Annotated in this window: 14 protein-coding genes; 10 read left to right on the top strand and 4 right to left on the bottom strand. The window is 54.9% G+C overall.

Going from position 1 to position 12,292, the window contains the following annotated elements:
• The first annotated feature begins 175 nt into the window (after positions 1 to 175).
• The 4 genes from SCD_RS07655 (at position 176) to SCD_RS16655 (ending at position 3,023) form a co-directional block, all read left to right on the top strand.
• The gene (locus SCD_RS07655) at positions 176 to 1,129 is read left to right on the top strand and encodes an RluA family pseudouridine synthase (RefSeq protein ID WP_009205675.1); all 954 of its coding nucleotides are present in this window, start codon (positions 176 to 178) and stop codon (positions 1,127 to 1,129) included.
• Positions 1,130 to 1,137: 8 nt separating this feature from the next.
• Complete coding sequence (locus SCD_RS07650; protein WP_009205676.1) at positions 1,138 to 1,794, top strand: HAD-IA family hydrolase; 657 nt, start codon at positions 1,138 to 1,140, stop codon at positions 1,792 to 1,794.
• A gap of 43 nt (positions 1,795 to 1,837) precedes the next feature.
• Positions 1,838 to 2,779 carry a S49 family peptidase gene (locus SCD_RS07645; RefSeq protein ID WP_009205677.1) on the top strand — a complete coding sequence of 314 codons (942 nt, stop codon included), beginning with the start codon at positions 1,838 to 1,840 and terminating at the stop codon, positions 2,777 to 2,779.
• A gap of 79 nt (positions 2,780 to 2,858) precedes the next feature.
• Entirely contained in the window at positions 2,859 to 3,023 is a 165-nt protein-coding gene (locus SCD_RS16655; RefSeq protein ID WP_189799628.1) for a hypothetical protein, read from the top strand.
• On the opposite strand, the gene SCD_RS07635 is transcribed toward SCD_RS16655, so the two are convergent.
• The 4 genes from SCD_RS07635 to SCD_RS07620 form a co-directional block, all read right to left on the bottom strand.
• On the bottom strand, positions 3,015 to 3,734 hold the full coding sequence (locus tag SCD_RS07635) for an SAM-dependent methyltransferase (protein WP_009205679.1): 720 nt from the start codon (positions 3,732 to 3,734) through the stop codon (positions 3,015 to 3,017). The two genes, SCD_RS16655 and SCD_RS07635, sit on opposite strands and share 9 nt — an antisense overlap.
• On the bottom strand, positions 3,735 to 4,310 hold the full coding sequence (locus tag SCD_RS07630) for a Maf family nucleotide pyrophosphatase (protein ID WP_009205680.1): 576 nt from the start codon (positions 4,308 to 4,310) through the stop codon (positions 3,735 to 3,737).
• Positions 4,311 to 4,384: 74 nt separating this feature from the next.
• On the bottom strand, positions 4,385 to 6,247 hold the full coding sequence (gene oadA / locus SCD_RS07625; RefSeq protein WP_009205681.1) for a sodium-extruding oxaloacetate decarboxylase subunit alpha: 1,863 nt from the start codon (positions 6,245 to 6,247) through the stop codon (positions 4,385 to 4,387).
• 34 nt (positions 6,248 to 6,281) lie between these two features.
• Positions 6,282 to 7,700, bottom strand: coding sequence for an acetyl-CoA carboxylase biotin carboxylase subunit (locus tag SCD_RS07620; RefSeq protein ID WP_009205682.1), 1,419 nt, complete (start codon positions 7,698 to 7,700; stop codon positions 6,282 to 6,284).
• Positions 7,701 to 7,812: 112 nt separating this feature from the next.
• Here SCD_RS07620 and SCD_RS07615 point away from each other — a divergent pair, with 112 nt between their 5' ends.
• From SCD_RS07615 to fabG, 6 genes are read left to right on the top strand one after another with little or no spacing between them, the layout of a single operon-like run.
• Complete coding sequence (locus SCD_RS07615; protein ID WP_009205683.1) at positions 7,813 to 8,328, top strand: YceD family protein; 516 nt, start codon at positions 7,813 to 7,815, stop codon at positions 8,326 to 8,328.
• An 8-nt stretch (positions 8,329 to 8,336) separates the two neighbouring features.
• Positions 8,337 to 8,516, top strand: coding sequence for a 50S ribosomal protein L32 (gene rpmF / locus SCD_RS07610; RefSeq protein WP_009205684.1), 180 nt, complete (start codon positions 8,337 to 8,339; stop codon positions 8,514 to 8,516).
• 33 nt (positions 8,517 to 8,549) lie between these two features.
• A complete protein-coding gene (gene plsX / locus SCD_RS07605; protein WP_009205685.1) occupies positions 8,550 to 9,566 on the top strand; it encodes a phosphate acyltransferase PlsX in 1,017 nt (338 codons plus the stop codon).
• Entirely contained in the window at positions 9,566 to 10,525 is a 960-nt protein-coding gene (locus SCD_RS07600; RefSeq protein ID WP_009205686.1) for a beta-ketoacyl-ACP synthase III, read from the top strand. Before plsX ends, SCD_RS07600 begins: the two co-directional genes overlap by 1 nt.
• 13 nt (positions 10,526 to 10,538) lie before the next feature.
• Positions 10,539 to 11,468, top strand: a complete 930-nt coding sequence (gene fabD, locus SCD_RS07595) for an ACP S-malonyltransferase (protein ID WP_009205687.1) — start codon at positions 10,539 to 10,541, stop codon at positions 11,466 to 11,468.
• Positions 11,469 to 11,484: 16 nt separating this feature from the next.
• Positions 11,485 to 12,225 carry a 3-oxoacyl-ACP reductase FabG gene (gene fabG / locus SCD_RS07590; RefSeq protein WP_009205688.1) on the top strand — a complete coding sequence of 247 codons (741 nt, stop codon included), beginning with the start codon at positions 11,485 to 11,487 and terminating at the stop codon, positions 12,223 to 12,225.
• Positions 12,226 to 12,292 lie beyond the last annotated feature (67 nt).

Genomic DNA, 12,292 nt, shown 5'->3' with positions numbered 1-12,292 from the left:
TTTGAGCGCGCAATTCGTTTACCATCGCTACTTTTTCTTGTGGTGAGCGAAATTAACCGACAGGACTTTCAGGCTGGTAGCGACCGATTCCGCATCCTATGCGTTCGTGAATCGGCTCGGTAACGGCGAATTTAACGTCCGTTTCCACCCAGCGCAATTTTCAAGTATAAGCAAATTGAATGATTTAAGCAAAGAATCTGTAACCTGGGTAACTATCGACGAAAGCAGCGAATCCCAGCGCATCGATAACTTCCTTTTCAAGCATCTTAAGGGTGTGCCGAAAAGCCATGTCTACCGCATTTTGCGTAGTGGTGAAGTGCGCGTCAACAGCAAGCGCGTCGATGCCACCTGTCGTCTGGTTTTGGGTGATGTTCTGCGTATTCCACCCGTTCGCTCATCTCGGCCAACCGATAACGGGGAGCCAAAAGCCGCTGCGCCACAGATGCTTTCCCGGCACATCCTGTATCAGGACGACGCCCTGATTGCACTCAACAAACCGTCCGGCATGGCGGTGCATGGGGGTAGTGGCATCAGCCGCGGCGTGATCGAGCAGATGCGCCTGGAGCATCCCGAATTCAAGTTTCTTGAATTGGTGCACCGACTGGACCGTGAAACCTCAGGAGTCCTTCTACTGGCTAAAAAACGTAGTGCTCTGGTCGAGTTGCATCGTGCAATGCGTGAAGGCGAGACGGAAAAACGCTATCTCACCCTGGTTAAGGGGCAATGGCTAAACGCCAAACAAAGCGTGAAGCTGCCGCTACACAAGTACGTGACCGGTTCTGGCGAGCGCCGGGTAAGCGTGAACGAGGAGGGGCAGACCGCGCACACTATTTTTACCTTGAAAAAATCCTGGCCTGAATTCTGTCTGCTCGAAGCGGAACTCAAAACAGGGCGTACCCATCAAATCCGTGTCCACCTGTCACATCTGGGATTCCCGATTGTTGGAGACGATAAATATGGCGATTTCCCCTTGAACAAGGCGCTCCAAAAGCGCGGTTTGAAGCGGATGTTTTTACACGCCTTCAAGATGGTGCTCAAACACCCGCTGACGGGAGAGATGCTGTCCCTGGAAGCACCTCTGCCGGATGATCTGAAACGGTTTCTCCGACTTTTGGATACGGAGGAGTAGATAAGGACATGCCGAAACAATTCGATTTACTGGTTTTCGACTGGGATGGCACGCTAATGGATTCAGCTGGAGCCATTGCCTTTTCTATTCAGGCTGCCAGTCGCGATGTTGGCTTGTTGGTTCCCAGTGAAAGCGAGGCCCGCCATATCATCGGTTTGGGCCTTAACGAGGCGATTGCGGCCCTGTTCCCAGAGTTACCCCGCTCCGGTTACGAGGCGCTGGTGGAGCGTTACCGCCACTATTACCTTGCACAGGACACGGAAATTCCTCTGTTTTCCGGCGCAGCCGAAACCATAGCGGCATTGCATGAAGAGGGATTTTTGCTTGCAGTGGCAACTGGCAAGGGGCGGGGCGGACTTGATCGCGTTCTTGAACAGACCGGTTTGGGTCAATATTTCCATTCTTCGCGCTGCGCCGATGAGTGCTTTTCCAAGCCTCATCCCTGTATGCTGCTGGAAATCATGGACGAACTCGGTGTGCCGCAAGCGAAAACCCTGATGATCGGTGACACCAGCCATGATCTGAAAATGGCCAGCAATGCTGGCGTGTCCGCAATCGGTGTGTGCTATGGTGCTCATCCGCGGGAAGGTCTGCTGGCTCTGTCTCCACTTGTTTGTGCCGATGATTTCGGTGAACTGAGCCGGTGGCTGAGCGATCATGCCTGATTAAAGACTAAAATCGTAACTACTCAAAATCGAAAGGACGACCATGGCTGACCCTGAAAGCTGGGAGAGAAAAACTCTGGAAAAGCTGGCATTTTCGGCCTTGCAGGAGCAACGCCGGGCGCGGCAGTGGTCGATCTTTTTTAGACTGTTGACCCTTGTGTTTTTAATTATTTTGACGTTCGCAATGATGGGTTGGTTCAACAAGGGGGAGACCCCTCTTTCCGGCAAACACACTGCATTGGTTGAATTGCGCGGCGTGATCGCTGCCGGAGGGGACACCCATGCTGATCGGGTGATCGGTGGTTTGCGAGAAGCCTTCAAGGACAAGGGAACCAAGGGTGTTATTCTGCTGATCAACAGCCCGGGCGGCAGCCCGGTTCAGGCTGGCTACATCAATGATGAAATCAGGCGTCTGCGCGCAAAATATCCGCAAATCCCTTTGTATGCCGTCGTGGAAGATATTTGCGCCTCGGGTGGGTATTATGCTGCTGCCGCCGCCGACAAGATATTTGTCGACAAAGCCAGCATCGTCGGTTCAATTGGCGTGCTGATGGATGGCTTCGGCTTCACCGGTACGATGGAAAAACTGGGAATCGAGCGCCGATTGTTGACTGCAGGTGAAAACAAGGGTTTCCTCGACCCTTTTTCACCGATGAGCGCCAGCCAGAAGGAATATGCCCAGACGATGTTGAATGAAATCCACCAGCAATTCATCACCGTGGTGCGCCAGGGGCGTGGAAAGCGTTTGAAGGAAACGCCAGAGATGTTCAGCGGTTTGTTCTGGAGTGGCGAAAGGAGCATCCAACTCGGTTTGGCCGATGCCTTTGGCAGTGCTGATTATGTGGCGCGCGATATCATCAAGGCCGAGGAAATCATCGATTTCACTCCGCAGGAAGGCATTGCGGAGCGCTTTGCCAAACGGTTCGGCGCAGCCACGGCGAGCGTCATTAATCCGCTTGCGAACGGTGGCATGGGCTTGCGCTAGGATGGAGCCGGACTACCTGCCTATCGCTTGCATGCAGCACGAGAGGCTGGAATTCAGCGTTTTGCGGCGGATACCGTTGATGCTGAAATACCGACAGGAGGGCCGGGACAGGGTTGAGACAATCATGCCGCTGGATGTGACCACCCGTGACGGTGCGGAATGGCTGAAATTCAGCCGTGAGGATAACAGTGAGGAAGAAATTCGTCTCGACTGGATTGAGTCGTTCGAGGAGATTCTAGTTTGAGCGTGGACGATAGAGCAGGAAAATCGTCGGCTTCTTGTTGATGTCCGGCAGGCCCTTGCGCCAAGCGCCGGCTGTGCGGGTATCGATTTTCTCGCTGGCAAGGGTCAGGTCGGTGGCAACGCACAGTTCGGTGCCGGATTCGCAAGTCTGGACCAGATCTTCCAGCAGCGCCTGATTGCGGTAAGGCGTTTCGATGAAAATCTGGGTCTGGTTTCTGATCGCCGACTCTTTTTCCAGTTCAGTTATCCTTTTGCAACGTTCCGCTTTCTGTATGGGCAGGTAGCCATGAAAGGCGAAAGCCTGTCCGTTCATGCCGGATGCCATCAGCGCCAGCAAAATGGATGAGGGTCCCACCAGCGGTACTACCTTGATCCCTTTCTTGTGCGCCAGTCGAACCAGCAGCGCACCGGGGTCGGCAACTGCCGGGCAGCCGGCTTCGGATACCAGTCCCAGATCTTTTCCTGCCAGCGCAGGTTGGAGAAACAACTCCAATTGCTCCGGCTTGGTGTGCTTGTCCAGGGTAAATATCTCGATATCCTGAAGTGGCGTGGCAAGTTCCAGCTGTTTCAGGTATTGCCGGGCGGTTTTGGGGTTTTCTGCGACAAAAACGGTCAGCGACGCCGCAATATTGCGAACCTGCTCCGGGATAATCGAAGAAAGAGGACTTTCTCCCAGCGTGGTAGGAATCAGGTAGAGGGTGCCAGTGGCCATTTAGATTACCGGCATGCCTTCGTTTTCAAGCATTTCAATCAAGGCAATCAGCGGCAAGCCGATCAAAGAGTTGGGATCGTCACCGCTCATTTTTTCGATCAGGGCAATGCCCAATCCTTCCGATTTAGCGCTGCCGGCACAGTTGTAAGGCTGCTCCTTGAACAAATAGTGTTCAATTTGTGCATCGGTCAGCTTGCGGAAATGCACCGTGAAAGGAATTTCCCTGGCCTGGGAGTTGCCGGTGCGACTGTTGTAAAGGCACAGCGCAGTATGGAACACCACGCTTCGCCCACGCATCATGGTGAGTTGCTTGACGGCGTTTTCGTGGGTATGCGGCTTGCCAAGCTGAAGGCCGTCCAGAGTAGCAACCTGGTCGGAACCGATGATCAGTGAATCGGGGAAGCTCTTGGCGGGTGCCTTGGCCTTGGCGATCGCCAGGCGGTAGGCGGTTTGCTCGGGTGTTTCACCGGTGAGGGGGGTTTCGTCCACTTCAGGCGAGCAGACCTCAAAGGGGATTTTCAGGCGCGTCAGCAGTTCACGTCGGTAGGGTGAGGTGGAGGCTAATATCAGTTTCAAGAGAAGAGTCCTGAGTCCTGGGTGCTGAGGCCAAGTAGTTTTACTCAGGACTCGAAACTCAGGACTGTTTTTAATTATTCCGGTTGTATTTCCATCAGCGCTTCGTCAGGCGTGACGGTGTCACCCTTGGCCACCCAGACACTGATGACCGTGCCGCTGATCGGTGCCTGGATTTCGTTTTCCATTTTCATCGCCTCGATTACCAGTACCGGGTCGCCGGCATTGACCTTTTTGCCGATCTCAACCAGCACGTCGACGATGGCACCTGGCATAGCAGTGGTGACGTGCCCTTGGCGCGTGGGGCGGGGGCGTTTTCCGCCGCTGCTCTTGCCGCTACTTTCCTTGGTCTTGGCGCTGCCGCCGGACACCACACCGCCGGTGCCACCGAATACCTCAATTTCGCTCAGAGCCTCGACGATCAGTTCTTCTGGCACACCATCGACGGAAACGAAGAAGGAGCGCTGTTCCTCGCCGGGATGGCCGGAGCCGCTAATGTGGATATGGTAGGTTTCGCCGTGCAGCGAAACATTGAATTCATTCGGCGCATAAAACGGACCGCAGGAAAGATTGCTGCCGGCAGGCAGGAGTTGCTCCGGTTTGAGCGTGCCGGCTGCGCGTTCCTGCAGGAAGGTGCGGGCCAGTTCCGGGAACATGGCATAGGTCAGCAAGTCCTCCTCACTCTTGGCGATGCCTTCGATCTCGCCAAGCAGCTTGTCCATCTCATCTTCCAGAAAATCGGCTGGACGGCAGGAGATGACTTCCGCGTCGCCGATGGCGATGCTGCGCACCTGTGCATTGACCTCTCCTGGAGCCTTGCCGTAGCGGCCTTGCAGATAGTTCTTTACTTCGGTAGTGACGGATTTGTATCGTTCGCCGGTTAGCACATTCAAGACTGCCTGGGTGCCGACGATCTGTGATGTCGGTGTGACTAGCGGAGGAAAGCCCAGATCTTCACGTACCCGAGGAATTTCCGCCAGCACTTCATCCATGCGGTTGAGAGCGCCCTGTTCCTTCAATTGGTTGGACAAGTTGGAAATCATGCCGCCGGGAACCTGATTCACCAGCACCCGGGTATCCACGCCCGTGAATTCGCTTTCGAACTGCCAGTATTTTTTGCGGGTCTCGCGAAAATAAGCGGTGATTTCCTGGAGCAGTGGCAGGCTCAAACCGGTGTCGTATTCGGTACCGGCCAGCGCTGCGACCATGCTTTCCGTGGAAGTATGGCTGGCACCTTCGCCAAAAGAGGAGTTACAGGTATCCAGGATAGTTGCGCCATTTTCTACCGCGCGCAGGAGGCACATCGCCGACAGGCCAGATGTTGCGTGGCTGTGCATGTGGATAGGCATCTTTACCACAGCGGCAATCGCTTTGACCAACTCTGCTGTGGTGGTGGGGGTAAGGAGGCCGGCCATGTCCTTGATAGCGAGGGTATCACAGCCCATCGCTTCAAATTCCTTGGCCAAATTGACGAAATAGGGGATGTTGTGCACTGGGCTCGTAGTGTAGCTGATCGCACCTTCGGCGATCTTGCCGCTGGCTTTTACCGCCTCGATGGAAACACGCAGGTTTCTCAGGTCGTTCATGGCGTCAAAAATACGGAACACATCCACACCGTTGTCGGCCGATTTTTTTACGAAGGCGCGCACCACGTCATCTGAATAATTGCGGTAGCCGAGCAGATTCTGGCCGCGAAGCAGCATCTGGATTCGGGTATTGGGTAGTGCCTTTCGCAGTTTCTTCAGGCGATCCCACGGATCTTCGCGCAGAAAACGTACGCAGGCGTCGAATGTCGCGCCACCCCAAGCTTCCAGTGACCAGAAACCCACACTGTCCAACCTGGCACAGATCGGCAGCATATCTTCAGTGCGCATGCGGGTCGCAATCAGGGATTGATGCCCGTCGCGCAGTACCAGATCGCTGATGAAAACTTTAGCCATGCTTTATCCTAGAGTTACAAATCAAAAGTTGAAATCAAAGTCCCACATGGGCCGCGATTGCTGCCGAAATGGCTGCCGCAAGCTGTTCCTTGGGCAGTCGCACCGTGTAATTGGTCAGTTCAGGGTGAGCTTCGACGAAGCTGGTGTCGAACTTGCCGCTACGAAAATCCGGATGCTGCAAAATCTGCTGGTAATAAGGAATGGTGGTTTTAACACCATAAACCACCATGTCGTTCAGGGCGCGTTTCCCACGTTCGACTACGCCTTCCCAAGTCAGCGCCCAGACCGTAAGCTTGGCGCACATCGAATCATAATAGGGCGGGATCACGTAGCCGGTATACATAGCTGCATCGGTGCGTACGCCGGGACCGCCGGGAGCATAGTAGCGGGTGATGCGGCCGAAGCTAGGGAGAAAATCGTTTTTCGGATCTTCCGCATTGATGCGGAATTCCATGGCGAAGCCACGATAATTCACGTCTTCCTGCTTGTACTGCAGAGGCAGACCACTGGCGATACGGATCTGCTCCTGGACAATGTCGATGCCGGTAATGGTTTCGGTTACAGTGTGTTCTACCTGCAGGCGGGTATTCATTTCCATAAAGTAGAACTGATTGTCCTGGTCGAGCAGAAACTCCACCGTACCCGCGTTTTCGTAGCCGACTGTTCTGGCTGCCTGCACAGCGATCTTGCCGATGTAGTCGCGTTGGGCGCGGGTCAGTTGCGGGGAAGGCGCGATTTCGATCAACTTCTGATTGCGGCGCTGGATCGAACAATCGCGTTCGAACAGATGGATCACGCTACCGAAGCTGTCTCCGATGACCTGGACTTCAATGTGGCGCGGGTTGACCACGCATTTTTCCATGAATAGCTCAGGCTTGCCGAATGCCTTGGTGGCTTCGGAAACAACGCGGTCATAATTCTTGACCAGTTCTTCTTCGCTGTTGCAGCGGCGGATACCACGCCCACCACCGCCGTTGGTGGCTTTCAGCATGACGGGGTAGCCAATTCCGGTGGCCAGTTCAATTGCTTGTTTGACGTTGGCCAAGTTGCCTTCGCTGCCTGGAATTACTGGTACGCCTGCATCGATCATTGCCTGCCGAGCCTGAATCTTGTCGCCCATGCGGTGGATTACTTTTGGAGATGGTCCGATGAACTTGATGCCTCTCTTGGCGCAGATTTCTGCCAAAACCGGATTTTCCGAAAGGAAGCCGTAGCCGGGATGAAGCGCATCGCAACCTGCCGCAACAGCGAGATTGACTATATTATGTGCATTCAGGTAGCCAATGACCGGGTCGGAGCCGATATTGTATGATTCATCGGCCTTCTTGACGTGCAGGGCATGTCGGTCGGCATCCGTATAGATGGCGACGGATTTAATCCCCATTTCGGAGCAAGCGCGTACAATACGGACCGCGATTTCACCACGATTGGCAATAAGAATTTTCTTGATCACGCGGGAACCCGTTAAATTATCAAAACATCAAGTTTCTAGGATCGCTATTTTGGATTGCTCTTGGAGCTTGTTTTTTGACAGCCAATCTTAAAAATTATATCATGCGCGCCTTATGCCTGAACAGGTCGTCATCAACAGCATCGAGTTTGCGCTCAACGGCGAATCGTTAAGCGGTAGCGTCGCGGTCGCAAATTTGAGTCGGCTGCAGGATTTACTGTTTTCCAGTAGCGGTACGCTGGAGTACACCCTGACCGGCAAGCGCGGCGAGAACGATAAGCTTTTTCTGGTTTGCGCCGTCAAGGGCATGCTGCAACTTAGGTGCCAGCGTTGCCTTGGAACTCTGGCTTTTCCTGTGGACCTCGATTCCGAACTGGAATTAATCGAGGATGAACAGGTTTTTCCAGCACTGGTGAACGAGGATGAATTAACTGATGCTATAAAGGTGGATCCGAATATGGATGTGCTGGCGTTGGTTGAAGATGAAGTGTTGCTGGGCTTGCCGATGGTGCCTACGCACGCGTCGGGAGACTGTAAGACGGGCGATGATTTTGGCCAGGCGAAAACCGATAAACAAAATGCTTTCAGTGCTCTGGCCGCGCTGAAAACGAAAGATTTGAGAAAAAATTAGGAGTTATCATGGCTGTACAACAGAACAAGAAATCCCCCTCTAAGCGTGGCATGCACCGCGCGCACGACTTCCTGACCAACCCACCGTTGGCTGTGGAGCCTACCACCGGAGAAATTCACCTGCGTCACCACGTCAGCCCTAGCGGTTTCTACCGTGGCAAAAAGGTTGCGCGTGCCAAGGGCGAGTAATCGGTACGGTAAAGGCGGTTTGCAACAAGCGTAATGGATATCACTGTTGCGATCGACGCCATGGGGGGCGATCATGGACCCCATGTCACGGTCCCTGCTGCTCTGGCGTACCTGAAACGGGACGCTGAAGTCAATATAGTATTAGTCGGCCTGGCCGAGGTGATTGAGGCCGAGCTTCGCTCCCTCAAGGTCTCTGTGACTTCTCGTCTACGCATTCATCATGCCAGCGAGGTGGTTACTATGGACGACCCCCCCGCGCTGTCCTTGCGCAACAAAAAAGACTCCTCCATGCGTGTCGCCATCAACCTGGTAAAAACGGGCGAGGCGAATGCTTGCGTTAGCGCCGGTAACACTGGTGCGTTAATGGCCATATCCCGCTTTGTCCTGAAAATGCTGCCCGGGATAGAACGACCGGCAATTGCCGGGATGATGCCCACGCTGAACGGCCATACCCACGTTCTCGACCTTGGAGCCAATGTGGATTGCACTGCCAACCACCTGCTCCAGTTCGCTGTAATGGGCGCGATGCTGGTTTCCGCTGTGGAGCACAAGGAAGCCCCCACAGTTGGTCTGCTCAATATTGGCGAAGAAGACATCAAGGGCAACGAAGTGGTCAAGCAGACCGCCGAATTATTGCGTCAGAGCCATCTGAATTTCCATGGCAATGTGGAAGGCAACGACATCTATAAAGGCACCACGGACGTGGTGGTATGCGATGGCTTTGTCGGCAATGTTGCGCTAAAGGCGTCGGAAGGACTGGTGCAGATGTTGGCGACTTTTTTACGCCAGGAATTCAAGCGCAACATCCTGACCCATTTGGCTGGCCTTATCGCCTACCCGGTTCTCAGCGCATTCAAGAAGCGCCTCGATCATCGGCGTTACAACGGCGCAAGCCTACTTGGATTGCGAGGGGTTGTGGTGAAAAGCCACGGCTCGGCAGATAGTTTCGCCTTTCAGTTCGCCATTGAACGAGCGGTCGAGGAAGTGCGCAACGGCGTCTTGCGCCGGATTAATGAACAAATGGCCATGTTGAACGAGGAAAAGGCCTGATGTATTCACGTATTATCGGTACCGGCGGCTACCTGCCGGAAAAAATCCTGACCAACCACGATCTGGCGAAGATGGTCGACACCTCGGACGAGTGGGTTTTTTCCCGCACGGGCATTCGTGAACGCCACATCGTCGCAGAAAATCAGACCACCAGCGATCTGGCTTTCCAAGCGGCGCAGAGGGCCATAGAAATGGCCGGCGTCGACCCCCAAAGCATCGACTTGATCATCGTTGCCACAACTACGCCTGATGTCGTGTTTCCTAGTACAGCCTGTATTCTCCAGGACAAACTGGGCATCAGGAGCGGTGGCCCGGCGTTCGACATCCAGGCGGTTTGCAGTGGTTTTGTCTACGCCCTGGCAACGGCCGATCAGTTCATTCGTGGCGGGCAAAGCAAGTGCGCCTTGGTTGTGGGTGCGGAAACTTTTTCCCGCATCATGGACTGGACCGACCGCAACACCTGCGTCCTGTTCGGCGATGGCGCTGGTGCGGTTGTCCTGAAAGCCAGTGAAGAACCTGGAATTATTTCCACCCATCTGCATGCTGATGGCAGTTATGGCCATCTATTGGCTGTGCCAGCGTGCCTCTCGGGCGGCAGGGCTGAAGGTAACCCCTTCGTGGAAATGGACGGCACCGGCGTGTTCAAGTTTGCAGTCGGGGTGCTGGACTCCATCGTTGAGGAGACCCTCGCAGCCAATGGCATGCAGAAGTCGGACATCACCTGGCTGGTACCGCATCAGGCCAATATTCGCATTATCCAGGCCACTGCCAAGAAATTGGGCATGAGCATGGATAATGTCGTGGTCACAGTCGACAAACATGGCAACACCTCGGCGGCTTCGATTCCCTTGGCGCTTGATGTCGCGGTTCGGGATGGCCGGATCAAGCTCGGCGACACCATACTGATGGAAGGCGTGGGTGGCGGTTTCACCTGGGGTTCTGCGCTAGTAACTTGGTAAGAAAGTTAAAAACATGAGTTTCGCATTCGTATTTCCAGGACAAGGTTCGCAGTCGGTCGGCATGATGAATGGCTTCGATGGGCTTCCCATCGTGCGGGAGACCTTTGAGGAAGCGGGGAGCATTCTCAAGCAGGATTTATGGGGCATGGTCACGGGCGGCAGCGCCGAAGAGCTCAACCTGACCGTGAATACCCAGCCGGTGATGCTGACTGCCGGCGTGGCGGTGTTCCGCGCCTGGAATGCCCTGCAAGGAGCGCAACCGACTGCACTGGCCGGCCACAGCTTGGGCGAATACACCGCACTGGTTGCATCCGGGGCGCTTTCATTTGCCGATGCATTGCCACTGGTACGGTTCCGCGCACAGGCCATGCAGGAAGCGGTGGCCGAAGGGGTGGGGGGCATGGCAGCGATCCTGGGGCTCGATGACGATGCCGTGCGAGCCGTTTGTGCCGAAGCAGCTCAAGGCGAGGTGCTGGAGCCGGTCAATTTCAATTCGCCGGGCCAAGTCGTGATCGCTGGTCACAAAACCGCGGTTGAGCGTGGCATGGTTCTGGCCAAGGAAAGGGGCGCAAAACGCGCGCTGCCGCTGCCGGTCAGCGTTCCATCCCATTGTGCCTTGATGCGCCCGGCGGCGGATGCACTGACGCAGCGCCTGTTGACTATTTCGATCAAGACGCCGCAAATTCCGGTGGTGCATAACGCCGATGTCAAAAGTCACGGCGATGAGGCTGGCATCAAGGATGCACTGGCGCGCCAACTGTACAGCCCGGTGAGATGGGTGGAAACAGTCAGAGGCTTTGCAGATCAAGGCATCGTCAAGCTTGCAGAATGCGGACCCGGGAAGGTGCTGGCCGGACTGAACAAGCGCATTAATGGCGACATGCAGGCATTTGTGCTGTCTGATGAAGCAGCGCTGCGCCAGGCAATGGATACATTGAAATAATCAGGAGAATAGTTAAATGCTGGATGGGCAAATTGCTTTGGTAACAGGCGCCAGTCGTGGAATTGGCCAAGCTGTCGCGCTGGAACTCGGCAAGCAGGGCGCAACCGTTGTCGGTACGGCGACCAGCCAGGCCGGCGCAGACAATATCAGCAGTTATCTGAGCCAAGCCGGCATCAAGGGTGCAGGGCTGGCTCTTAACGTCAAAGATCCTGCGCAGATCGAACAGGTGTTGCAAGCGATACGTGCCCAATTCGGTGAAATCTCGATTCTGGTCAATAATGCCGGCATCACCCGTGACAATCTGCTGATGCGGATGAAGGAGGAAGAGTGGGACGATATCATGGATACCAACCTGAAGTCCGTATTCCGCTTGAGCCAGGCTGTTCTGCGCTCGATGATGAAGGCACGTTATGGCCGCATCATCAGCATTGCCTCGGTGGTAGGCGCGATGGGGAACGCCGGCCAGACTAATTATGCCGCTGCCAAGGCAGCTATCATTGGCTTCAGCAAGTCGCTGGCACGCGAAGTCGGCAGCCGAAATATTACGGTAAACTGTGTCGCGCCGGGTTTCATCGACACGGACATGACCCGCGCCCTGAGCGAGGAGCAGCGCAATGGCCTGCTAGGCCACATCCCGCTGGGACGACTTGGTACGGTCCAGGATATCGCAGCTTCGGTCGCGTTCCTAGCTTCGCCGCAAGCAGGTTATGTTACGGGTACCACAATGCACGTCAATGGCGGCATGTACATGAGTTGATTGGGCAAACTTCCCGTTTGGTGAAGTGGGCAATTTTTGGTAAAATGCGTCAGCTTTTTTATAGCGA

It is taken from the genome of Sulfuricella denitrificans skB26 (assembly GCF_000297055.2).
Lineage (GTDB): Bacteria > Pseudomonadota > Gammaproteobacteria > Burkholderiales > Sulfuricellaceae > Sulfuricella > Sulfuricella denitrificans.
The sequence above is the reverse complement of the archived record's forward strand: the minus strand, read 5'-3'. Positions and strand labels throughout refer to the sequence as shown.